At 69.2% G+C, this 19,813-nt stretch carries 21 protein-coding genes; 8 read left to right on the top strand and 13 right to left on the bottom strand.

Annotated features, from left to right (window positions below):
* Positions 1-70: 70 nt before the first annotated feature.
* Genes KW843_RS06295 through KW843_RS06285 form a run of 3 tightly spaced genes read right to left on the bottom strand, consistent with a single transcriptional unit; the run spans position 71 to position 1,163 of the window.
* On the bottom strand, positions 71-298 hold the full coding sequence (locus KW843_RS06295) for a DUF3820 family protein (protein ID WP_218294194.1): 228 nt from the start codon (positions 296-298) through the stop codon (positions 71-73).
* A 35-nt stretch (positions 299-333) separates the two neighbouring features.
* Positions 334-696 carry a translation initiation factor Sui1 gene (locus KW843_RS06290; RefSeq protein WP_218294193.1) on the bottom strand — a complete coding sequence of 121 codons (363 nt, stop codon included), beginning with the start codon at positions 694-696 and terminating at the stop codon, positions 334-336.
* The gene (locus KW843_RS06285) at positions 693-1,163 is read right to left on the bottom strand and encodes a DUF2721 domain-containing protein (protein ID WP_218294192.1); all 471 of its coding nucleotides are present in this window, start codon (positions 1,161-1,163) and stop codon (positions 693-695) included. The genes KW843_RS06290 and KW843_RS06285 overlap by 4 nt, the downstream gene beginning before the upstream one ends.
* A 210-nt stretch (positions 1,164-1,373) precedes the next feature.
* Between KW843_RS06285 and KW843_RS06280 the strand changes: the two genes are divergently transcribed.
* Positions 1,374-2,636 (top strand): DEAD/DEAH box helicase, encoded by a 1,263-nt coding sequence (locus KW843_RS06280; RefSeq protein ID WP_218294191.1) that lies wholly within the window; start codon positions 1,374-1,376, stop codon positions 2,634-2,636.
* A gap of 58 nt (positions 2,637-2,694) precedes the next feature.
* Here the strand turns inward: KW843_RS06280 and KW843_RS06275 are convergent, their stop codons facing one another.
* Positions 2,695-3,048 carry a DUF6172 family protein gene (locus tag KW843_RS06275; protein ID WP_218294190.1) on the bottom strand — a complete coding sequence of 118 codons (354 nt, stop codon included), beginning with the start codon at positions 3,046-3,048 and terminating at the stop codon, positions 2,695-2,697.
* An 89-nt stretch (positions 3,049-3,137) separates the two neighbouring features.
* Between KW843_RS06275 and KW843_RS06270 the strand changes: the two genes are divergently transcribed.
* A complete protein-coding gene (locus KW843_RS06270; protein WP_218294189.1) occupies positions 3,138-4,424 on the top strand; it encodes a GGDEF domain-containing protein in 1,287 nt (428 codons plus the stop codon).
* A 36-nt stretch (positions 4,425-4,460) separates the two neighbouring features.
* On the opposite strand, the gene KW843_RS06265 is transcribed toward KW843_RS06270, so the two are convergent.
* Together KW843_RS06265 and KW843_RS06260 are read right to left on the bottom strand one after the other, a co-directional pair.
* Positions 4,461-4,664, bottom strand: a complete 204-nt coding sequence (locus KW843_RS06265; protein WP_218294188.1) for a hypothetical protein — start codon at positions 4,662-4,664, stop codon at positions 4,461-4,463.
* Positions 4,665-4,679: 15 nt separating this feature from the next.
* Positions 4,680-6,335: a methyl-accepting chemotaxis protein gene (locus KW843_RS06260; RefSeq protein WP_255594564.1), complete on the bottom strand. Its 1,656-nt coding sequence runs from the start codon at positions 6,333-6,335 to the stop codon at positions 4,680-4,682.
* A 387-nt stretch (positions 6,336-6,722) separates the two neighbouring features.
* Here KW843_RS06260 and KW843_RS06255 point away from each other — a divergent pair, with 387 nt between their 5' ends.
* Positions 6,723-8,252, top strand: coding sequence for a CYTH and CHAD domain-containing protein (locus KW843_RS06255; RefSeq protein ID WP_218294186.1), 1,530 nt, complete (start codon positions 6,723-6,725; stop codon positions 8,250-8,252).
* Between the two features lie 82 nt (positions 8,253-8,334).
* Complete coding sequence (locus tag KW843_RS06250; protein ID WP_218294185.1) at positions 8,335-9,021, top strand: 3'-5' exonuclease; 687 nt, start codon at positions 8,335-8,337, stop codon at positions 9,019-9,021.
* Positions 9,022-9,084: 63 nt separating this feature from the next.
* On the opposite strand, the gene KW843_RS06245 is transcribed toward KW843_RS06250, so the two are convergent.
* Positions 9,085-11,148, bottom strand: coding sequence for an NADPH-dependent 2,4-dienoyl-CoA reductase (locus KW843_RS06245; RefSeq protein WP_218294477.1), 2,064 nt, complete (start codon positions 11,146-11,148; stop codon positions 9,085-9,087).
* Positions 11,149-11,243: 95 nt separating this feature from the next.
* Here KW843_RS06245 and KW843_RS06240 point away from each other — a divergent pair, with 95 nt between their 5' ends.
* Positions 11,244-11,876, top strand: coding sequence for a TetR/AcrR family transcriptional regulator (locus KW843_RS06240; RefSeq protein ID WP_218294184.1), 633 nt, complete (start codon positions 11,244-11,246; stop codon positions 11,874-11,876).
* A 9-nt stretch (positions 11,877-11,885) separates the two neighbouring features.
* Here KW843_RS06240 and KW843_RS06235 read toward each other — a convergent pair whose 3' ends face one another.
* Complete coding sequence (locus KW843_RS06235; protein WP_218294183.1) at positions 11,886-12,113, bottom strand: SlyX family protein; 228 nt, start codon at positions 12,111-12,113, stop codon at positions 11,886-11,888.
* A gap of 7 nt (positions 12,114-12,120) precedes the next feature.
* Positions 12,121-13,311 (bottom strand): PLP-dependent aminotransferase family protein, encoded by a 1,191-nt coding sequence (locus tag KW843_RS06230; RefSeq protein ID WP_218294182.1) that lies wholly within the window; start codon positions 13,309-13,311, stop codon positions 12,121-12,123.
* Between the two features lie 125 nt (positions 13,312-13,436).
* On the opposite strand from KW843_RS06230, the gene KW843_RS06225 reads away from it, so the two are divergent.
* Positions 13,437-13,913 (top strand): GyrI-like domain-containing protein, encoded by a 477-nt coding sequence (locus KW843_RS06225; protein ID WP_218294181.1) that lies wholly within the window; start codon positions 13,437-13,439, stop codon positions 13,911-13,913.
* Between the two features lie 11 nt (positions 13,914-13,924).
* Here the strand turns inward: KW843_RS06225 and KW843_RS06220 are convergent, their stop codons facing one another.
* Positions 13,925-14,908, bottom strand: coding sequence for a tripartite tricarboxylate transporter substrate binding protein (locus tag KW843_RS06220; RefSeq protein WP_218294180.1), 984 nt, complete (start codon positions 14,906-14,908; stop codon positions 13,925-13,927).
* Between the two features lie 78 nt (positions 14,909-14,986).
* The gene (locus KW843_RS06215; protein ID WP_218294179.1) at positions 14,987-16,471 is read right to left on the bottom strand and encodes an amidase; all 1,485 of its coding nucleotides are present in this window, start codon (positions 16,469-16,471) and stop codon (positions 14,987-14,989) included.
* 95 nt (positions 16,472-16,566) lie between these two features.
* Between KW843_RS06215 and KW843_RS06210 the strand changes: the two genes are divergently transcribed.
* Together KW843_RS06210 and nth are read left to right on the top strand one after the other, a co-directional pair.
* Positions 16,567-17,514 carry a LysR family transcriptional regulator gene (locus tag KW843_RS06210; RefSeq protein WP_218294178.1) on the top strand — a complete coding sequence of 316 codons (948 nt, stop codon included), beginning with the start codon at positions 16,567-16,569 and terminating at the stop codon, positions 17,512-17,514.
* Positions 17,511-18,149, top strand: a complete 639-nt coding sequence (gene nth, locus KW843_RS06205) for an endonuclease III (protein WP_218294177.1) — start codon at positions 17,511-17,513, stop codon at positions 18,147-18,149. The genes KW843_RS06210 and nth overlap by 4 nt, the downstream gene beginning before the upstream one ends.
* A gap of 130 nt (positions 18,150-18,279) precedes the next feature.
* Here the strand turns inward: nth and KW843_RS06200 are convergent, their stop codons facing one another.
* A complete protein-coding gene (locus KW843_RS06200; RefSeq protein ID WP_218294176.1) occupies positions 18,280-19,026 on the bottom strand; it encodes an aspartate/glutamate racemase family protein in 747 nt (248 codons plus the stop codon).
* 16 nt (positions 19,027-19,042) lie between these two features.
* On the bottom strand, positions 19,043-19,804 hold the full coding sequence (locus KW843_RS06195; protein WP_218294175.1) for a GntR family transcriptional regulator: 762 nt from the start codon (positions 19,802-19,804) through the stop codon (positions 19,043-19,045).
* Positions 19,805-19,813 lie beyond the last annotated feature (9 nt).

Below are 19,813 nucleotides of genomic sequence, written 5' to 3'. Positions count from 1 at the left end.
CCTCGCCAATTCCTGGGCCCATGCTGGTCGCGCAGCAGGCAGGCAGGCGTGCGCCCCGCGCGACCAGCGATCAAGTGTTCAGTTCGCGCGCCCCACGCAACGGTTTGAGCAGGTGTGACAAACCGTTGTGGTCGATCTCGTGCATCAGCGCCAGCAGTTGCCCCAGTTCGCCTTTGGGGAAACCCTCGCGCGCGAACCAGTTCAGGTAGTTGCCCGGCAGATCGGCCAGCACCGTTCCCTTGTACTTGCCATAGGGCATCTCCAGGGTGACCAGGCGCTGCAGTTTTTCGGGATCCATCGTGGTGCGGTGCCTTCTTTTCGTTTCAGGGGGCCTCAGCCTCCCGCGCGCTTGACCTTGTGGCCCAGCTTCTGGAGGGCGACGATCACGCGCTCCACATGGTCACCCTGCACTTCGATCACACCGTCCTTCACCGTCCCGCCGCTGCCGCAGGCGGCCTTGAGCTGCTTGCCCAGCTGCTCCAGCGCGGCACCGTCCACGAGCACGCCCTTGACCAGCGTCACGGCCTTGCCGCCGCGCCCCTTGGTTTCGCGCGACACGCGCACGATGCCGTCCCCCGTGGGCAAGGGTTTGTTCTGCTGGCAGGTGCACTGCGCCACGGGCTGGCGGCAGCCCGGGCACATGCGGCCGGAGTCGGTGGAATACACCAGGCCGCCCAGGTCGGCAAACGACTTCATGGCTTTTTACCTTCCACCTCTTGCTGCAGCATGTGGAAGTTGAGCAACCGCGTGGCCAGCAGCGTCTCGGTCAGGAAACACACCAGCGCCAGCAAGAACGACGCGACTCCCGCCAGGAAGCCCGCCACCGCCAGCCGGTTGGACTGGAAGTTGGTGGTCTCGCCCAGGAACAGCAGGATGATGGTGGTGCCGATCAGGAACGCGCAGAACGTGAGCAGCCCGATGCACCCGTTGGCCAGCCGCCCGCGCAGCCGCAGGTCTGCCAGCTCGCTGTAGGCGCGGGCCAGAAACTCGGGCTCGGTGTTGGCACGGGCGCGGTCTTCCACCACGCGGGCCCGGTCGATGATGCGGGCGAGCCGGCCCGCGACGGCGCCGATCATGCCGGACACGGCCGTGAGCAAAAACACGGGCGCCACCGCCAGCTGGATGCCGTGGGTGATGGCGGAGGAATCAAGGGTAAGGGCCATGGTGCGGGGAAAGACAAGGGAAAAACCGGCGAACCGCCGGTGCCTGATTATCAGGGCGGTGGCCACCCACGGGGCCCGCCGCCAGGCCCGGCACGCCAGCGCGCCGAGGCGGCGCACGGGCCCCGAGGGCAACTGCGGCGACAATCCCCCCATCTTTCCCCGTTCGCGCTGTCGTGCGTCCGCTTTCAACGCCGCTCCAGCGCTGCCTCCATGCCCTTTGCCTCCCTCGGTCTGTCCCCTGCCCTTGTCCACGCTGCCGAAAAGGCGGGTTTCGTGGCGCCCACGCCCATCCAGGCGGGCGCCATTCCAGCCGTCCTGCAAGGCGCTGACCTGCTGGGCGCCGCGCAGACGGGTTCGGGCAAGACGGCCGCTTTCGCCCTGCCCCTGCTGCAGCAGTTGCAACTGGGCGCCACCGGCGGCCCGCGCAGGGTGCGCGCCCTGGTGCTGGTGCCCACGCGCGAGCTGGCCGCCCAGGTGGGCGAGGTGCTGCGCAGCCTGGCCCAGCACCTGCAGCAGCCGCTGAAGATCGCCATCGTGTTCGGCGGCGTGTCGATCAACCCGCAGATGCTGGGGCTGCGCGGCGGCGCCGACATCGTGGTGGCCACGCCGGGCCGCCTGCTGGACCTGGTGGAGCACAACGCGCTGCGGCTGTCCGCCGTGGCGCACCTGGTGCTCGACGAGGCCGACCGCCTGCTGGACCTGGGCTTCGCCGAAGAGCTGGCGCGCGTGCTGGCCCTGCTGCCCGCCCAGCGGCAGAACCTGTTCTTTTCAGCCACCTTTCCCGCCGCCGTGCAGGCGCTGGCCGACGGCCTGCTGAAAAACCCGGTGCGCGTGGAAGTGCCCCACACCCCGGGCAACGAGCCCGCCATCGAGCAGCGCGCCATCGCGGTGGATGCTGCCCGCCGCACCCAGCTGCTGCGGCACCTGGTCAAGGAGCACGGCTGGCCGCGCGTGCTGGTGTTCGTGGCCACGCAGTACGCGGCCGAGCATGTGGCCGAAAAGCTGTACAAGGCCGGCATTTTCGCCAGCCCCTTTCACGGCGGCCTGAGCCAGGGCGCGCGCAAGCAGGTGCTGCAGGAGTTCAAGGACGAACGCTGGCAGGTGGTGGTGACCACCGACCTGGCCGCGCGCGGCATCGACATCGCGCAGTTGCCGGCCGTGGTGAACTACGACCTGCCCCGCTCGGCCGTGGACTATGTGCACCGCATCGGCCGCACGGGCCGCGCGGGCGAGAGCGGTGTGGCCGTGAGCTTCGTGACGGCCGATGCCGAAGCGCACTTCCGGCTCATCGAAAAACGCCAGCACCTGAGCCTGCCGCGCGAGCAGATTGCGGGCTTTGAGCCCACCGAGGCCGAGGCCCCCGCGCCGGCCTCGGCCGCCGCCCCCCAGGGCACCGGCGGCATCAAGGGAAAGCGGCCCAGCAAGAAGGACAAGCTGCGCGCTGCGGCGGCCGCAGACAAAAAAGGCTCCTAGAAGGAGCCTGTCGAACACCCGCGGGGGCTCCTGGCCGCCCGCTCGCCACGGCCCGGGGTCAAGCCCCTTCGCCGGCCTCGTCCATTCCGCCGCCGTCCTGGCCGGACGGGGCCCCGGGCTCGCCCTCGGGCCGGGGCGTGCGCTTGCCGGGCCTGGCGACGATCTCCACATGGAACTGCGGGCCGCCTTCTGCCGCCACTTCGTTGATGAGCCCGGTCAAGGCCGACAGGTGCGCCACGGCGGCGTCTTCCCTGGTCCGGCCGAACTGGCAGTCAAAGTCCCAGAAGTCAGCGCCTTCGGGCAGCTCGCGGCGCCGTTCGCGCTTGATGTACTTGCGGATTTCGTGCTTGACGGCATCCAGAACGCGGTCGCGGTTCTTGCCTTCAACATGGAGTTGGAAAGTTTTTCTCATGGGCGATGGTACCGCCTGTGACAAACATCGATTCCCACCGGCCCACCCCGGTGCCACAATGGGGCATTACCTTTTGTTACGTCACGCCGATGTTCAACGACCTCCGTCTGCTGCAACTGCTGCCAGCGGCTGTACTGGTCACCCAGGGGGGCATCATCCGCTTTGCCAACGCCGCCGGCCTGGATCTCCTGGAGGCACCGGGCCCGGACAGCCTCATCGGCAGGCCCTCGGACGACTTCGTGCATCCCATGGACCGCGTGCGCTCCAACCACCGTGTCCAGCAGGTCACCGTGCCCGGGCAGGGAGGACGGCCCAACAAGCCGTCGGAGTTCCGCATCCGCACGCTGCGGGGCAACCTGCGCATGGTGCTGATCAGCAGCGTGGCGGTGGAGTGGCAGGGCGCCCCCGCCGTGCTGATGTGCGGCCTGGACATGACGCACCAGAGCGAGATCGAGGACCAGCTGCGCGAAAGCGAACAGAACTTCCGCCGCCTGTTCGAGAACATGCAGGACGTGTACTACCGCACGGACGCCAAGGGTGTCGTGCAGCACGTGGGCCCGGGCGTGCGGCGCGTGCTGGGCTATGAGCCCCACGAGATCGAGGGCCGCACCGCCGAGTCGTACTACCCGCACAGCTCCGACCGCGACGCGTTCAAGGCCGCCATCGTGGAAAAAGGCGAGGTGTCGGACTTTCCCGGCCAGATGGTGCGGCGCGACGGGCAGGTGATCGACATCTCCATCAGCAGCCACGCGCTGTACGACCATGCGGGCAACTTCGCGGGCGTGGAGGGCATCTACCGCGACGTGACGCAGCGCAAGAACCTGGAGCGCGAGCTGCAGCGCCTGGCCACCACCGACATGCTGACGGGGATGGCCAACCGCCGCGCGTTCCTGGAATGCGCCGAATCGGTGTACGCGCGCTCGCGCAGCAACGGCGAGCCGCTCGCGCTGCTCATGCTGGACCTGGACCACTTCAAGTCCATCAACGACCGCTTTGGCCACCTGGAGGGCGACCGCGCGCTGGTGGCGTTTGCCCAGGCCGTCAAGAGCCAGCTGCGCGCCAGCGACACGGTGGGCCGGCTGGGGGGCGAGGAGTTTGGCGTGCTGCTGCCGCTGACCGCGCTGGCCGAGGGCATGGAAGTGGCCATGCGCATTCTCCAGAGCATCCGCGCGCTGCGCCTGGCCGACGAGGCGGGCCACGGCTATGGCATCACCGCCAGCCTGGGGCTGGGCGCCTTCCGGCAAAGCGACCGCAGCCTGCGCGACATGCTGGACCGTACCGACCAGGCGCTGTACCTGGCCAAGCACCAGGGGCGCAACCAGATCGCGTCCCTCGACGTGGCCGCCCCGCAAGAGCCGCCACCGGCCCCGCGCTGAGAAGGCGCACCGGGGCAGCGCCCGCCTCCCGGTGCTTCACAGGCGCAGCCGCTCCTGCTGCAGGTTCCACAGGCAGGCGGCGCTTTTGAGCAGCATCTCCATCGCCATCTCCGAACCACTGCTGGACAGCTCCAGGCCGTCGATGACCATGGCCAGCTGCGAAATGGAGTCCTCGGGGCTCGAAGCGCCTCCCGTGCGCGCCACCTCGGCAATGGCAATCAGTACATCGGTCCTGTTCATGGAAAGGGCTCCGTCCTAGCGCGGCACCGTGGCCAGGCGCTTGTGCGCCGCCTGGGGCCGTGGCGGTGCCGCCAGAAGCTGCCGCGCACCGCCCGATGGTTGCGGCGCCGTCCCGTCCACCGCCGCGGCGGCGCCGTCGGGGGCCAGGCGGAACTGGTGGATCACTTCCAGCAGCCGCCGCACCTGGTGCTTCATGCCCGTGGACGCCGACGAGCTGTCATCCACCAGCGCCGCATTTTTCTGCGTCGCGGCGTCAAGCTGGCGCACGGCTTCACCGATCTGCGCGATGCCCCGGGACTGCTCCTGGCCGGCGTCCCGGATCTCGCTGATGAGCTCCACCACCTGATCGACATGCCACACCGTATTGGCCACGCGCTCGCCCGCCTGGCCGACCAGCGCCGAGCCCCGCTCGACCCCATCCACGCTCGCCGTGATCAGCCCCCGGATTTCGCGCGCCGCCGTGCTGCTGCGCTGCGACAGCCCCCGCACTTCCCCGGCCACGACGGCGAAGCCCCGCCCCTGCTCCCCCGCGCGGGCGGCCTCGACGGCCGCATTGAGGGCCAGCAGGTTGGTCTGGAACGCGATGTCGTCGATCACCTTGATGATGTCCGTGATCTTTTGCGACTGGACATGGATCTCCTGCATGGTGGCGATGACATTGCGCATCACGCTGCCGCCTTCGTTCGCGACCTTGCTGGCCTCCTGCGCCAGGTGGGTGGCGCGGTGGGCGTTGTCGGTGTTGTGCTGCACCGTGATGGTGAGCTGCTCCATGGAGGCAGCCGTCTCCTGCAGATTGGAGGCCTGCGTCTCCGTGCGGCGGGCCAGGTCTTCGGTGCCCCCCGCGATCAGCACGGCCTCCTGCGCCACCGACTCGGTGCTCTCGCGCACATCGGTGATGACGCGCACCAGCTGCTGGTTCATCTCGCGCAGCGCCCCCAGAAGCTCCGCCGTCTCGTCGGCACCGCGCACCTCGATCTGCGCGCTCAGGTCGCCTCCGGCCACCGTCCGCGCCAACGCCACGGCCTGCCGCAGCGGATGCGAGATCGACCGGGTGATGACCCATGCCATCGCCGTGCCCGCCAGCAGCGCCAGCACGGTGGCCGCCAGCATCCACACATGGATGGTTTCGCTCATCTGCCGGGCCGCACCGAACTCCGCGTCCGCCAGGCTGATCTGCAACGCCACCAGCTGTTCCACGGCATCCTGCACCTTCGCGGCCTGGGGCCGGATCTGGCTGATGTAGAGCTCGGAGCCATCGTCGTACTTGCCCGCCACCAGCGCCGCGGCCGCGGGAATCAGCCCCTTGTCCAGGTACGCGGCATTGGCCTGCGCGAAGGCCCGGGCCAGCGCCTGCTCCTGCTCGCCGAGGGGTTTGGCGGTGTAGGACTTCCACAGGGCCCGGATCCGCTCCACGTTCGCGGACAGCGCCGCATGGCTTGCCTGCAGATTGCTGGTGCCGGGGTCCATCAGCATGTCCATCACGAGCACGCGGTTGCGCTGGGTCAGGTGGCTGATCTCGGCCAGCACGCCCATGGGCACCGTGCGGTCCCCATACAGCGCCGCGCTGCGCTCCGTCAGGCGCTTGGCGCCACTGATGCCGCCAGCCGCCAGCGCGGAGATCAGCAGCAGAAGCACTGCAAATGCCAGGGCCAGCCTGGTGCCAATTTTCATTTTCTGAAGCATCTGGAATCCTCTTGAATGGCCACCGGAGACGACCTCGGGCACCCAGAAGATACTAATTGTTTCAAATGACAGAACCGTGACCAATCGATAATCCAAGCCGAAAGGGAAGTATTGACACATCCTCCACCGAAGAACAGGGCAATTCGAACACGGATATTCATGGCCCCCCTATAATCCGCCGAATCCCCGCCACATCCGGCAGCCAACCGGGAATTCGATGCAAGGCACGGGTACGCTTGATGCCACTGGGGTCATTCAATAAATTATCATGATGACCATTCTTGGATATTTCCGATTATCTCCACGCATTATTCACCGCTGCATTTTCTCTCTGCAAAAATAAAAACACTTCCACGCGCAGGCAAAATAGACCCCATGGAAATCGAATTCAAGTTCTGCATTCCTCCCGAGCGCCTGGCGGCCGTGCAGGCGGCCGCGCGCCGGGGCCCGTGCGCGTCCATCCGCATGGAGGCCCGCTACTTCGACACGCCCGATGGCGCGCTGGCGGCCCGCGGCATCGCGCTGCGGCTGCGCCGCGAAGGCGACCTGTGGGTGCAGACCGTCAAGGCCCTGGGTGACGGCCCCCTGGACCGGGAGGAGCACAACGTGGACCGGGGCCCGGCCCACGCCGCGGGCCCCGCCCCCGAGCCCCACCCCGCACTGCATGCCGGCACCCTGGCGGGCACCCGGCTGCTGCACGCGCTGCAGGGCGCCAGCGGCCCCCTGGCCGAAACCTATGGCACCGCCATGGACCGCGTGACGCGGGACATCGCCTTCAAGGGCGGCGTGGTGGAGCTGGCCCTGGACACCGGGCGGGTCATCGCCCACCGTGGCACGCCGCAGCAGAAAGAGGCGCGCATCTGCGAGCTGGAGCTGGAGCTCAAGACCGGGCCGGTATCAGGCCTGGCGGCCATCGCCGCCCGGTGGGCCACACGGCACGGGCTGTTTCTGAGCACGGTGTCCAAGGCGGAGCGCGGCGAGCGGCTGCTGGCCGCGCAATGGGCCCGGCCCGCCACCAAGGCCGCCCCCCTGCGTGCCAGCGGCCAGCGCAAGCATTTTTTGCAGGGGCGCGGCCTGCAGCGCATGGTGGTGGCGCACTGCCTCCAGCAGATCCTGGGCAATGCCAGCGAGATCGTGGAAGGCGGGGGCGACGAGGAACATGTGCACCAGCTGCGCATCGGCATCCGCCGGCTGCGCACGGCCTTGCGCGAGTTGGCGCCGTTGGCCCCCGGCGCGTTCGACCCCGCCTGGGAGCCACCGCTGGTGGAGGTGTTCCAGCGCCTGGGCCAGCTGCGCGACCGGGGCCAGGCGCTGCAGGCCATCGTCGCCGACATGCGCGATGCGGGCGCGCCTGCGCTGGAGGTGCGTGCGGCGGCGGACCAGGCTCCCGCCGCCGCCATCATCGTGCGCACGCCCGCGTTCCAGGCGGCACTCATCGCCCTCATGGCGTTCACGGCCCGGGGCCGCGATGACGCGTCGGCGGGCGGGGACCAAGGCCTGGAGGCCCGGGACACCCGCCGCCTGCTGCAAAAGCGATTGCACCGCCTGCACGCCAGGGTGCGCCAGGGGGCCCAGGGCTTTGCAGCCCTGCCGGTGGATGAGCAACACCGCCTGCGCAAGCGCCTCAAGCGCTTGCGCTATCTCACGGAGTTCGTGGCGCCTGCGCTGGACGCCGAAGGGGAATCTTTCCTCGACAGCCTGCAGCCCGCGCTGGCGGCCCTGGGCCGGCTGAACGATGAACGCGTGGCCAGCGTGCTGTATGGCGACATCGCCGCCACCGACCCGAAGGCCTGGTTTGGCGTGGGCTGGCTGGCTGCGCGGCAGGCACTGACCGTGGCTGCCTGCGACGAGGCCCTGGGCCACATTGCCGAAATGCCCCGCCTGCACAAGACGGGCAAGCGCTGAGAGGCCGGCACGCAGGCGGATGCGCCCGACCTCTGGGCGCGGGCACATCGGGGCTCCAGGGCCCGCACGGCACAATGGGCCCATGACGGCACCACCCCCTCCCCGGCACCCCCACCCGCCTTCGCGCGCCGCCCACCACGCCACCCCCGGCAAAGACCAGATCGCCCTGCTGGAACCCTTCGAGCGCCTGGGCACCGACCGCATCGCCCTCGTCTCCACCCCGGAGCAGGCCGACAAGGCCTGCGATGCCCTGGCGGCGGCCAGCGCGTGGGGGTTCGACACCGAATCCAAGCCCACCTTCGTGCAGGGCGAACAGTCCGACGGGCCGCACATCGTGCAGCTGGCCACGCTCGACACCGCCTGGGTCTTCCAGCTGCACGACCCCGGCTGCCGCGCGCGCGTGGCCGAGCTGCTGGCCCTGCGCGGCGTGACCAAGGCGGGCTTTGGCCTGGGGGACGACACCAAACGCATCCAGCACAAGCTGGGCGTGCAGCCGGCCGATGTGCTGGAACTCAACACCGTGTTCCGCCAGCGCGGCTATCGCAAGGACATGGGTGTGAAGGGCGCGGTGGCCGTGCTGTTCAACCGGCGCTTCGTCAAGTCCAAGAAGGCCGCCACCTCGAACTGGGCCAACGCCCGGCTGACGGAGGCCCAGCTGGTCTACGCGGCCAACGATGCGTGGGCCGCGCTGCGGGTGTTCAACGCACTCGAGAGTTCTGCCGCGCAGCGGGGGACATCGGCCGTCGGCCAGACACTATCAAAACAATAGCTGCCAGCGCTTTCCTATCCAGCGCTGGCGGCCTGTTTTGCTTAAAAACCGGCTTCACTCGCCTTACAAGCGCGCCGCCAGCCGCGCCGCCTGGTCGATGGCGCGCTTGGCATCCAGCTCGCCCGCCTCCAGCGCGCCGCCGATGCGGTGCGGCTTGCGGCCCGTGGCCTCCAGCGCCTGCGCCAGGCTGAAAAGGGGCACCTGTCCCGCGCACAGCACCACGGTGTCGCAAGGGATCCAGGTCGGGTCCTCGCGCTTGTCGCCGTAGGACACCAGCAGCCCCTCGTCGGCGATGCGCTCGTAGTTCACGCCGCTCACCATCTGCACTTCTTTCATCTTGAGCGTGGTGCGGTGGATCCAGCCCGTGGTCTTGCCCAGGCCCGCGCCCAGCTTGCCCTTCTTGCGCTGCAGCAGCGTCACCTGCCGCGCGGGGGGCGTGGCGCGCGGGCCCGAGGGGGCCAGGCCACCGCGCGCCTCGGCGGGGTCGGTGATGCCCCACTCGGCCTTCCAGGCCGGCAGGTCGAGCGTGGTGGAAGGGTGCTCGCCATGCGTGAGGTACTCGGCCACGTCAAAGCCGATGCCCCCCGCGCCGATGATGGCCACGCGCTCGCCCACCGGCTTGCCGTGGCGCAGCACGTCGATGTAGCTGAGCACCTTGGCGTGGTCCTGGCCAGGGATCTGCGGGTCGCGCGGCAGCACGCCCGTGGCGATCACCACCTCGTCGAAGCCCTCCAGGTCGCAGGCCTGCACCACGCGGTTCAGGTGCAGCTGCACGCCCGTGTCCTCCACCCGCGTGGCCAGGTAGCGCAGCATCTCGTGGAACTCCTCCTTGCCCGGCACCACCTTGGCCATGTTGAGCTGGCCGCCGATGGCGGGCGCGGCGTCGAAGAGGTGCACCTCGTGCCCGCGCTCGGCGGCCACGGTGGCGGCGGTCAGGCCGGCGGGCCCGGCGCCCACCACGGCGATGCGCTTGCGTGCGGACGGTGTGGCGATGGGCCGGTAGACCAGTTCCGTCTCGTGGCAGGCGCGCGGGTTCACCAGGCAGCTGCTGGTCTTGTTCTGGAACACATGGTCCAGGCAGGCCTGGTTGCAGGCGATGCAGGTGTTGATGCGGTCGGCCCGGCCCTCTGCCGCCTTCTTCACGAAGGCGGCGTCGGCCAGCAGCGGACGCGCCATCGACACCATGTCGGCGCAGCCATCCGCCAGCACCTGCTCGGCCACCTCGGGCGTGTTGATGCGGTTGGACGTGACCAGCGGCGTGGCAATGCCTGCCGCCGCGAACTCGGCCTTCATCTTCTGCGTGACCCAGGCGAACGCCGCGCGCGGCACGCTGGTGGCAATCGTGGGCACGCGCGCTTCGTGCCAGCCAATGCCGGTATTGACGATGTTCGCGCCACCGGTGGCCACGGCCTTGCCCAAGGTGACGATCTCGTCCCAGGCGCTGCCGCCGGGCACCAGGTCGATCATCGACAGGCGGTAGATGATGATGAAGTCCGGCCCCACGGCCTCGCGCATGCGGGCCAGGATCTCCACCGGCAGGCGCATGCGGTGGCTGTAGTCGCCGCCCCAGGCGTCGCTGCGCAGGTTGGTGGTTTGCGAGAGGAACTGGTTGATGAAGTAGCCCTCCGAGCCCATCACCTCCACGCCGTCGTAGCCTGCCTCGCGCGCCTTCACGGCACAGTTGACGAACGCGCGGATCTGGCGCTCCACCCCGCGCGCCGACAGCGCGAACGGCGTGAACGGCGAGATGGGCGACTGCAGGCGCGAGGGTGCCACGGCCAGCGGGTGGTAGGCATAGCGGCCGGTGTGCAGGATCTGCAGCGCGATCTTGCCGCCGGCGCCGTGCACCGCGTCGGTCACCACCCGGTGGCGCCGGGCGGCACCCGAGGTCGCCAGCGTGCCCGCGAAGGGCTTGGCCCAGCCCGCGATGTTGGGAGCAAAGCCGCCCGTCACGATCAGTCCCACATCCCCCTCGGCCCGCTCGCGGAAGTACGCCGCCATGCGCGTGAGGTCGCGCCCGTCCTCCAGGCCGGTGTGCATGGAGCCCATCAACACGCGGTTTTTGAGGGTGGTGAAACCCAGGTCAAGCGGCGCGAGCAAGTGCGGGTACAAGGCGGCACCGGGCATGGATGCAGCGGCTGCAGGGGCGGCAATGGGGGAAGGATGCATGGAAATCGTGGACTAGAAGTATTTTCTAGAACTTTATTCTAGAATCGCATTCCATGGCAAGCCGCAATTCCCCGCCCTCCACCTCATCCCCGGCCGAGGCCGCCACCGACCGCCGCCAGGACATCCTGAACGCCGCCCTCGCCTGCGCGGCCGAAGGCGGCGTGGATGCCGTCACCATCGACGGGGTGCGCGCCCGCTGCGGGGCCAGCGTGGGCAGCATCTATCACCACTTCGGCAACCGCGACGGCATCGTGGCGGCGCTGTTCTTCGACATCTTTCACGACCAGTCGCGCAGCGTGCAGGCGCAGCTGGATGCCGCCCAGGGCGTCGAGGCGGGCGTGTCGGCCCTGGTCACGGGCTATCTGGACTGGGTGGTGGCACAACCCGAGCGGGCACGTTTCCTGTTCCAGGCGCGCGGCGCCGTGGCCGCAGGCCCGCGCACCGCCGACCTGGCCGAGGCGGCGCGGGGCCGCAACCAGGCGCTGGTGGCCTGGTTCGAGCCGCACCGCCAATCGGGCGCGCTGCGCGACCTGCCTTGCGAACTGATGCCGTCGCTGGTCATGGGCCCGGTGCAAAGCTATTGCAGGGCGTGGCTGTCGGGCAACGCTGCCCAGGGCGGCCTGCCCTCGCCCACCACGTACCGCGCGGAGTTGGCGGATGCGGCCTGGCGGTCCGTGAAAGCCTAGATCGCTAGATCAATAATGCGGCGGCAGCTCGTCGCGCAGGTTGCGCGGGCCGTTCGAGCCGCTCTCGGGCGCCTGCTGGCGCAGCTGGATGACCTCGTGCGTCAACCGGTCGATCAGTTGCTGCTGCTGGTAGATGGTCATGTTCAGCTGGTCCAGCAGGTCTTCGGTGAAGCTGGCCTTGATCTCCAGGCTTTCCAGGCGCTGGAGAATCTGGGCGAGATCGTTGGCGTCCGACATCGACGCTTCAGAGGGCCTGGCCGAGGCGCGCCACGCCTTCGCGGATCTTTTCCACGTCGGCCGTCGCGAACGACAGGCGCAGCGTGGCGTGGTCGGGGTTGGCGCAGAAGAAGGGCGTGCCGGGCACGAAGGCCACGCCCTTTTCAATCGCGCGCTGGGCCAGCACATTGCCGTCGGCCACCTTGCCACCCGCGCCGGTCAGGCGCGCCCACACGAACAGGCCGCCCTGGGGCTGCACGAACTCGATGGCGCCGCCCAGCTCCTTGCGCAGCGCATCGCCCATGGCCTGGGCGCGTTCGGCATACACCTTGCGCACGTTCGCCAGCGTGCCGGGCATGCGGCCGGCCTTGAGGTACTGGGCGGCGGTGGCCTGGGCGAAGGTGCTGGTGTGCGCATCGCTGAACTGCTTGCACATGGTGGCCTTGGCCAGCAGCTCGGCCGGGGCGATCATCCAGCCCACGCGCAGGCCGGGTGACAGCACCTTGCTCAAGCTGCCGCAGTGCACCAGCAGCTCGCGGCTGCCGGGCACGCTGGCCGACAGGTTGAGCAGGCTGGGGGGCGGTGCGTCGCCGAAGTACAGGTCGCCGTAGGGGTCGTCCTCGACGATCAGGGTGTTGTGCTTCACGGCCATCTCCAGCACGGCCTTGCGGCGCTCCAGACTCAGCATGGCGCCGCTGGGGTTGCCGAAGGTGGGGATGAGGTAGACGAACTTGGGCTTGTGTTCGGCGATGAGCTTTTCCAGCTCGTCGGTCTTCACGCCGTTGCCGTCGATGGGCGCGCTGATGAGTTCGGCGCCGTACAGGCGAAAGCACTGGATGGTGGCCAGGAAGGTCGGGCCTTCCACGATGACCTTGTCGCCGGGACTGATGAGCGTCTTGCCCAGCAGGTCCAGCGCCTGCTGGCTGCCGGTGGTGACGATGAGGTTGTCGGCCGCCACGTCCTGGGCGCCCTTGCTGGCCATGAAGGCGGCCAGTTGCTCGCGCAGCGGGTTGTAGCCTTCGGTGGCGCCGTACTGCAGCGCGGCGCCGGGTTCTTCGGCCAGGGCGGCGTTGCTGGCAGCGCGGATGCCTTCCACGTCGAACATCGCGCTGTCGGGGAAGCCACCCGCGAAGCTGATGATGCCGGGCTTGCCCAGCAGCTTGAAAAGCTCGCGGATGGCGGAGGTTTCTACATTGTTCAGGCGGTCGGCGAATTGCATGGCGTGGACAAAAATGGGTGACAAAGGATTCCCGCATTGTCGCCAATTGCCGAGCAGGTTTCCTGCGGCTTAGACTGCAAGGCACAAAAGCGCCCTCCCTACCGCAACCCCATCCAGGACCACCCATGCCCCTCGAAATCCGCCAGTTGCCCCCGATGCGCCTTGCCTACATGCGCCAGACCGGCCCCTACGGCCCGTCGCTCACGCAGCTGTGGGACCGCTTTGGCCAATGGTGCGCGGCCCATGGCCTCGCCGAGCCGCGCCCCAGGTACTACGGCATCAGCCTGGACAACCCCGCCTGCACACCGCCCGCGCAATGCCGCTACGACGCCTGCGTGCAGGTGGGCGTCGGGTTGCGCACGGGCACCGAGGCGCTGGTACAGGACTTTCCGGGCGGCGACTACGCCTGTTTGCAGTTCGTCGGCACCGGGCCCGAGATCGGCGCGGCCTGGGCGGGCATGATGGCCCCGGGGCAGATCCCCGCAGGCTGGGAAGTGGCCGCGCGGCCCGCCGTCGAGGTCTATGACGAGCACTTCGCCGTCAACCCCGCCACGGGCGCGTTTCCCTGCTGGCTGTGCCTGGCGGTGCAGCGCACCGCCTGAAACCCTCGCCCTCAGTCGACGCGGATGTCCGCCCGCGCCGCCACGGCGCGCATCAGCGGCAGCTCGCGCTCGATGCGGGCGCGCAGCGCGTCGCCGTTGCCCCAGGCGGGGGTCATACCGATGTCCACCAGCTTCTTCTTGAACTCGGCGGAGGCCATGGTGTCGGCCAGGGCCTTCTCCAGCTTTTTCTGCACCGGTGCGGGCAGGCCGGCGGGCGCGACGAACGCGAACCACGACCCCATGTCAAAGCCCGGGTAGCCGCTCTCGGCCACCGTGGGCACGTTGGGCAGCAGCGGCAGGCGCTGCGGGCTCAGCACGGCGATGGGCTTGATCTTGCCGGCCTTGATGAGCGGGGTGGAGGCCACCACCGTGTCCACCGCCAGCTGCACCTGCCCGCCCATCAGCGCCGTGAGGTTGGGCGAGCTGCCGTTGAAGGGCACGTGCATCATCGGAAAGCCCGCGGTGGCCTTGAGCATCTCGGCGCCGAAGTGCACCGACGAGCCCGTGCCGTAGGAGCCGTACGAGAACTTGTCCGGCGCGGCCTTGGCCTGGGCCACGATGTCCTTGAGCGTGCTGCCCTGCACATCGTTGTGGGCCACCAGCAGCAGCCCCATGTCCGCCACCATGCCGATGGGCGTGAAGCTGCGCACGGGGTCGTACGGCAGGTTGGTGCGGATGGCGGGGTTCATGGTGAGCGTGGTATTGGCGCCCAGCAGCAGGGTGTAGCCATCGGCCGGCGCCTTGGCCACCAGCGAGGCCGCGACCACCGTGCCCGCCCCGGGACGGTTCTCCACCACCACCGGCTGGCCCAGCCGCTCGCCCATCGCCGTGGCCAGCAGGCGCCCCAGGATGTCCGCGGCTCCGCCGGGTGCGAACGGAACGACCAGCTTCACAGGGCGGTCGGGATAGGTCTGCGCCAACGCCACGGCGGGCGCGGCCAGCGCGAACGCGCTGGCCAGAAGGCACGAGATGAAGCGGGAGCGCGGCAAGGGCATGGGGAAGTTCTCCGGTCAAGAAAATGCGGGAAAGGCGGCAGGGGAAGGCATATAAAACGTGGAACGGAACGGGGCCCATCAACCCAGCAAGGGGCTCGCCACACGGGCGTAGCCACTGGCCTGGTCGTATGCGTGCCCTATCTGCAGCACGGCGGCATCGGCCTGCGCCGGGCCGATGATCTGCAGCCCGGCAGGCAGTCCACCAGGCCCGAAGCCGGCGGGTGCTGCCAATGCAGGCAGGCCGGCCATGGTGGCGGGCACCACGGCCTCCATCCAGCGGTGGTAGGTGTCCATGGTGCGGCCGCCGACCTCGTGCGGCCAGTCCAGGTCGGCATTGAACGGAAAGACCTGCGCGGCCGGCAGCACCAGAAAGTCGAACTGCTCGAACAATCCGCGCAGCACCTGGTACCAGGCACTGCGCACGCGGGCCGCGTCGTACACCTGCAGGGCCGACAGGCGCATGCCGCGCTCGATCTCCCACACCGCCTCGGGCTTGAGCAGCGAGTGCGTGGCGGGGTTGCGGTACAGGCCTGCGTTGGCACCCGCCACGCTGAAGCTGCGCAGGTCGATCCAGGCGTTCCACAGCTGCTCCATGTCGAACGCGGGCACCACGGATTCCACCGCGCAGCCCACCGTGCGGAAGTGCGCAAGCGCCTGCTCGCAGGTGGCCAGCACGCCGGGCTCGGTGGGCAGGTGCCCGCCCAGGTCGCCCAGCCAGCCGATGCGCGCGCCGTGGAAGTCACGCTCCAGCGGCTGGCCCAGCAAGGCCACGTCCTCGTGCCGGCGGGTGAGCGGCAGCCGCGCATCGAAGCCCGCCTGCACCGACAGCAGCAGCGCCAGGTCCGGGATGTTGCGCGCCATGGGGCCGGCCACGCTGAACTGCTGGAAGAACACCTCCTCCGTCGGGCCGTGCGGCACCAGGCCGAACGAGGTGCGCAGCCCGTACACGTTGTTGAACGCCGCCGGCGTGCGCAGCGATCCCATCATGTCCGAGCCATCGGCCACCGGCAGCATGTGCAGCGCCACGGCCACCGCCGCCCCGCCGCTGCTGCCGCCCGCCGACACGGCTGGGTCGAAGGCATTGCGCGTGGTGCCATACACCGGGTTGTAGGTGTGCCCGCCCAGGCCGAACTCGGGCGAGTTGGTTCGGCCCACGAAGAGCGCGCCGCTGGCACGCATGCGCTCGAACACCACGGCGTCGGTGGCAGAGACCTGGCCCGCGAAAATGGGCGAGCCGCGTGTGGTGACCATGCCGGCGGCGGGCATGATGTCCTTGGGCGCCTGCGGAAAGCCGTGCAGCGGCCCCAGGCTCTCGCCGCGCGCCAGTTGCGCATCGCGCTCGGCGGCCTGCGCACGCAGCACGTCGCGGTCTGCCAGGGCCACCAGCGCATTAGCCACGGGGTTCAGGCGGTCGATCTGGGCCAGGTAGGCATCGAGCACCTCGACGCACGACACCTCGCGGGCATGGATGGCGTGTGACAGGCCCACGGCCGTGCGGGCCACGATGCCGCCGGGCGGGGTGCTGGTCTGGGGGTGCAAGGGGGTTGCGGGCGAATGTGTCATTGGGAAGTCAGCATAAGCAGCCGCTTGCGTTTCGACAATCGACGATTTCTGAGGTTATCGTTGCGTTTTACGCAAACCACACACCCAGGCCTCCCATGCTCTCAAGCCGCCTGCAGGACACGGCCCTGCGCTACTTTCTGGAGGTGGTGCGCAGCGGCTCGGTGAGCGAAGCCGCCACGCGCCTGCATGTGTCGCCCTCGGCCGTGAGCCGGCAGGTGGCGGCGCTCGAAGACCTGCTGGGCGTGCCGCTGTTCGACCGCCGTCCGCGTGGCATGGCGCCCAGCGCGGCGGGCGAGCTGCTGGCCGCGCACGCGCGGCGCGGCGCGCTGGAGGCCGACCGCGTGGTCTCGGACATCCAGGCGCTGCAGGGGCTGCACACGGGGCGGGTGCGGCTGTGCAGTTCAGCCGGTTTTGCCATCGAATTTTTGCCACGCGTGATGGCGCAGTTCCGCACGCAGTACCCGGGTATCCAGTTCCACCTGCGCGTGGTCAGCCCGGCGGCGGTGACCACGGCCGTGCTCAACGGCGACGCGGACATCGGCCTCACCTACAGCCGCTCGGCCGAGCGGGACATCACCGTGCAGCACCGCGAGGCCTCGCCGGTCATCGCGATCATGCGGCCCGACCACGCGCTGGCGCGCTTCCCCAGCGTGACGCTGGCGCAGATGCACCCCTGCCCCATCGCCCTGCCCGAACGCGACAACACCGTGCGCCAGCTGTTCGACATCGGCTGCAGCCAGCGTGGCCTGGTGTTCGAGCCCGTGCTGGTGTGCAACCACTTCGAGACGCTGACCCACTTCGTGCTGCACGGCGGCGGGCTGTCGATATCGGGCGAAGTGACGGTGCGCGACCGCGTGCGGCGCGGCGAGCTGCATGCGGCACAGATCCGCGAGCCCGGCATGAACGCACGCGCCGCCGAACTGCAGACGCTGAGCGGCCGCACCCTGCCGGCGGCCGTGCGCATGTTCCTGGAGTTCTTGCGCACACAGCTACGGGACAATGCAGAACCCACGCATTCCTCCAGAACAAACTCTCCCCCATGAAAACCGCGCAGATCGAACCCTTCTTCGCCACCCTGAAGGCGGCCAACCCCATGCCCAACACGGAGCTGGAATACACCACCCCGTTCGAGCTGCTGGCCGCCGTGCTGCTGTCGGCCCAGGCCACCGATGTGGGCGTGAACAAGGCCACGCGCAAGCTGTTCCCGGTGGCGGGCACACCCCAGGCCATCCTGGACCTGGGGCTGGAAGGGCTGGAGGGCTACATCAAGACCATCGGCCTGTACCGCACCAAGGCCAAAAACCTGCTGGAAACCTGCCGCATTCTGGTGGAGCAGCACGGCAGCGTGGTGCCCCGCACGCGCGAAGCCCTGGAAGCCCTGCCTGGCGTGGGCCGCAAGACGGCCAATGTGGTGCTGAACGTGGCCTTCGGCGAGCCCACCATGGCGGTCGACACGCACATCTTTCGCGTGAGCAACCGCACGGGCCTGGCGCCCGGCAGGAACCCGCTGGCGGTGGAATTGCAGCTGATGAAGCGCGTGCCCGCCGCCTACGCGGTGGACTCGCACCACTGGCTCATCCTGCTGGGCCGCTATGTGTGCCAGGCGCGCAAGCCGCGCTGCTGGGAATGTGTGGTGAGCGAGTATTGCGACTACCAGCCAAAGACGCTGGCGCCTTGAACGCAGGCTGCTTCTATTTTTATAGCTACTCGCGCTTACTGGATAAGCGCCAGATGCCAATAATACGTGTAACTTGAGAGCCAACGGCCCTCCCAGTGCCGTCGTAGGCCAGGTGGTCTGCCCAGGAGTGTCAAACAACCCCGGCTGTGCCCAAGGCCGCCATTTCCCCCGACACCCCCACCCACGCCACCTCAAACCCCGCCACTTTCCGCTCCGGCGGCACGGGGTGCGCACGCAGGGCCCAGGTCGCACCGGCCACCACGCTGTCGATCACCGGCACCCCCACCTGGGGTTGCACCGCAGCGGCCATGCCGGCAAGCCCTGCCCCGCCCAGGATGACAGCCTGCACCCCCATCTGCCGCACCACGTCGCGGCAGGCCTCCACCAGCAAGGCACGGGCGGCTTCAGGGTCTGCCGCCAGCTGGGCCCCCGTGGGCGCCACCGTGTGAATACCCGCGAGCCCGTGCGAATGCCCCAGCGCCTGCGCCAGGCGCTGCAGCATGGGGCCCCAGCGCTCGCCGCCCGTGACGATGGCATAGCGCCCATGGCGGGCGGCTTCGATGAAGGAGGCTTCGGCCAGGCCCGTCACAGGCACGGGGCAGCTTTCGCGCAGCGCCATCAGGCCCGGGTCGCCAAAGCAGCCGATCAGCACGGCATCGGGCCGGGGCCGGGGTTGCGCCAGCTCATGGGCCCAGGCGTCCAATGCGGCATGGGCTGCCACGGCATAGCTGGCCTCGCAGGCGATGTAGGGGGCGCCAAAACGTGCCGTGGCCGTGCGCACCGCCACATGCGAACCTGCGGCTGCCTGCACATGCCGCTGCAGCAAGGCGCTGACGCTGGCCGAGGTGTTGGGGTTGAGGACGAGCAGCTGGCGCATGGCAAGGTGTCGGGATTCAGGCGCCCAGCAATTGCGCCAGATCGGGCACATCGCTGGCCGGCGGGGTGAACTCCAGCTGCGTTTCGATGCGGGCCAGGTGCGTCAGCATGAGGCGCGCCGCCTCGCGCGCGTCGCGCAGGCGGATGGCATCGATCAACGCCCGGTGCTCGCGGCAGCCGCAGGCCGTGGCCTCCTCGCGTTCGCGGGCGTGGCTGGGGCTGTAGGTCATGAGGATCAGCGAGGTGCGCGAGACCAGCTCCCGCAGGATGCGCCCCAGTGTCTGGTGCCCGGCGGCCTGCGCGATGTGCAGATGAAAATCGCCCGACAGGCGAATGGCGCGGCGCATGTCGCCACTGGCCCGGGCCGACTCTTCGTCGTCGATGCAGGCGCGCAGCGCGGCAATGTCGGCATCGGTCGCGTTGGCGATGAACAGCTCCACCAGGCGCGGCTCCAGCAGGCGGCGGGCCTCGAACACCTCCAGCGCCTCTTGCGGCGTGGGCTGGGCAATGGATGCGCCCCGGTTGGGCGTGAGCGTGACAACCTGTTCATTGGCCAGCCGCACCAGCACCGGCCGCACGCGCGTGCGCGACACGCCAAAGGCCGCCGCCAGCTTGTCCTCCACCAGCTTGGTGCCCGGAGGCAGCCGGTGGTCGAGGATGGCCGACACCATGCGGTCGTACATGTCGTTGTCGCTGAGCTGGCCGGTCGCGCCGGGCTGCACGGGCGGCTCGGTGACCGCAGCGCGTGTGCGCCGGGGCTTGGGGTTGATGGTCGTCATAAGGGTGCC

The organism is Acidovorax sp. sif1233, from assembly GCF_019218755.1.
Classification (GTDB): Bacteria; Pseudomonadota; Gammaproteobacteria; order Burkholderiales; family Burkholderiaceae_C; genus Acidovorax.
Note: the sequence above shows the minus strand (reverse complement) of the source record. Positions and strands in the feature narration are given on the sequence as shown.

What these genes read in the sequence shown, in the direction of transcription:
- KW843_RS06250 (WP_218294185.1), top strand. Translation starts at nt 8,335, where the DNA reads ATGACGGCACCACCCCCTCCCCGGCACCCCCACCCGCCTTCGCGCGCC.
- KW843_RS06225 (WP_218294181.1), top strand. Translation starts at nt 13,437, where the DNA reads ATGCCCCTCGAAATCCGCCAGTTGCCCCCGATGCGCCTTGCCTACATG.
- KW843_RS06270 (WP_218294189.1), top strand. Translation starts at nt 3,138, where the DNA reads ATGTTCAACGACCTCCGTCTGCTGCAACTGCTGCCAGCGGCTGTACTG.
- KW843_RS06260 (WP_255594564.1), bottom strand. Translation starts at nt 6,335, where the DNA reads ATGAAAATTGGCACCAGGCTGGCCCTGGCATTTGCAGTGCTTCTGCTG.
- KW843_RS06290 (WP_218294193.1), bottom strand. Translation starts at nt 696, where the DNA reads ATGAAGTCGTTTGCCGACCTGGGCGGCCTGGTGTATTCCACCGACTCC.
- KW843_RS06235 (WP_218294183.1), bottom strand. Translation starts at nt 12,113, where the DNA reads ATGTCGGACGCCAACGATCTCGCCCAGATTCTCCAGCGCCTGGAAAGC.
- KW843_RS06285 (WP_218294192.1), bottom strand. Translation starts at nt 1,163, where the DNA reads ATGGCCCTTACCCTTGATTCCTCCGCCATCACCCACGGCATCCAGCTG.
- KW843_RS06245 (WP_218294477.1), bottom strand. Translation starts at nt 11,148, where the DNA reads ATGCCCGGTGCCGCCTTGTACCCGCACTTGCTCGCGCCGCTTGACCTG.
- KW843_RS06255 (WP_218294186.1), top strand. Translation starts at nt 6,723, where the DNA reads ATGGAAATCGAATTCAAGTTCTGCATTCCTCCCGAGCGCCTGGCGGCC.
- KW843_RS06210 (WP_218294178.1), top strand. Translation starts at nt 16,567, where the DNA reads ATGCTCTCAAGCCGCCTGCAGGACACGGCCCTGCGCTACTTTCTGGAG.
- KW843_RS06215 (WP_218294179.1), bottom strand. Translation starts at nt 16,471, where the DNA reads ATGACACATTCGCCCGCAACCCCCTTGCACCCCCAGACCAGCACCCCG.
- KW843_RS06275 (WP_218294190.1), bottom strand. Translation starts at nt 3,048, where the DNA reads ATGAGAAAAACTTTCCAACTCCATGTTGAAGGCAAGAACCGCGACCGC.
- KW843_RS06280 (WP_218294191.1), top strand. Translation starts at nt 1,374, where the DNA reads ATGCCCTTTGCCTCCCTCGGTCTGTCCCCTGCCCTTGTCCACGCTGCC.
- KW843_RS06220 (WP_218294180.1), bottom strand. Translation starts at nt 14,908, where the DNA reads ATGCCCTTGCCGCGCTCCCGCTTCATCTCGTGCCTTCTGGCCAGCGCG.
- KW843_RS06200 (WP_218294176.1), bottom strand. Translation starts at nt 19,026, where the DNA reads ATGCGCCAGCTGCTCGTCCTCAACCCCAACACCTCGGCCAGCGTCAGC.
- KW843_RS06265 (WP_218294188.1), bottom strand. Translation starts at nt 4,664, where the DNA reads ATGAACAGGACCGATGTACTGATTGCCATTGCCGAGGTGGCGCGCACG.
- nth (WP_218294177.1), top strand. Translation starts at nt 17,511, where the DNA reads ATGAAAACCGCGCAGATCGAACCCTTCTTCGCCACCCTGAAGGCGGCC.
- KW843_RS06295 (WP_218294194.1), bottom strand. Translation starts at nt 298, where the DNA reads ATGGATCCCGAAAAACTGCAGCGCCTGGTCACCCTGGAGATGCCCTAT.
- KW843_RS06230 (WP_218294182.1), bottom strand. Translation starts at nt 13,311, where the DNA reads ATGCAATTCGCCGACCGCCTGAACAATGTAGAAACCTCCGCCATCCGC.
- KW843_RS06195 (WP_218294175.1), bottom strand. Translation starts at nt 19,804, where the DNA reads ATGACGACCATCAACCCCAAGCCCCGGCGCACACGCGCTGCGGTCACC.
- KW843_RS06240 (WP_218294184.1), top strand. Translation starts at nt 11,244, where the DNA reads ATGGCAAGCCGCAATTCCCCGCCCTCCACCTCATCCCCGGCCGAGGCC.